This window comes from Lysobacter sp. TAF61 (assembly GCF_052113485.1).
GTDB lineage: Bacteria > Pseudomonadota > Gammaproteobacteria > Xanthomonadales > Xanthomonadaceae > Lysobacter_J.
In genome coordinates, this window is sequence record NZ_JBFRDH010000033.1 from 1 (window position 1) to 704 (window position 704).

Annotated in this window: 2 protein-coding genes; both read right to left on the minus strand. The window is 60.8% G+C overall.

What is annotated here, in order from left to right; all coding sequences use genetic code 11:
• Positions 1–181: 181 nt before the first annotated feature.
• Complete coding sequence (locus AB4Y64_RS17710; protein ID WP_441817763.1) at positions 182–547, minus strand: hypothetical protein; 366 nt, start codon at positions 545–547, stop codon at positions 182–184.
• Between the two features lie 61 nt (positions 548–608).
• Positions 609–704, minus strand: a 96-nt coding sequence (locus tag AB4Y64_RS17715; protein ID WP_441817755.1) for an Imm53 family immunity protein, incomplete at its 5' end; no start/stop codon positions are given.

Here is a 704-nt window from a genome sequence, read left to right on the forward strand (position 1 = left end):
GAACCAGCCCCTCCCCTTTCCGGAGCCGGTACCCAACAAGAGCGACTAGGGGCTAGCGAAGTCGCCCGCCACGCATCCGCAACCTGCGCGGCTCTACGCCCTTACGGCTGCACAGCGGCGACAACTCGCCTAACGCCTGAGTTAAGCCGCACCGCGGAGCGGTGTCGGCTTGAATGAATTGTTAGGCGGCGAGCCGAGACCCCACATACATGCCGCCGACATACAACACGCAACACCCCATGAAGACCAGCAGCGCCTTGGCCAGACCTACGGAAGCTCGCCTCCATGTAAAGGATCTGAAGAAATAGTACGGAAGCCCGACGGGCGCGAGCAAGGCCACTAGCAACGGCGCGCCGGTCGGCGCCGGCACTCCTCGCTCCGATGCATGGGCCTTACACCAGGCAAAGAGCAGAATGGCGAGCACTAGCGCGTGGCCGAGTGAAGCCTCGTTATAGATTTGCCCGTAGCTCGGTGTGAAAGGCTCGATCAGGCCAGCAATTGGCCACGTTGCGATGAGGACACCGACTATCAGTTGATCGCGCTTCATCCGTGTCGCCTAACGCCAGAGTTAAGCCGCGCCGCGGAGCGGTGTCGGCTTGAATGAATTGTTAGGCCGCTGCCCACTTGAGGAACTCATTGATGATCTCCTCGAGCTTCTGAGGGCCGCCGGCCGCACTGAACTTGTTGTCCGCAACCTTACAGAA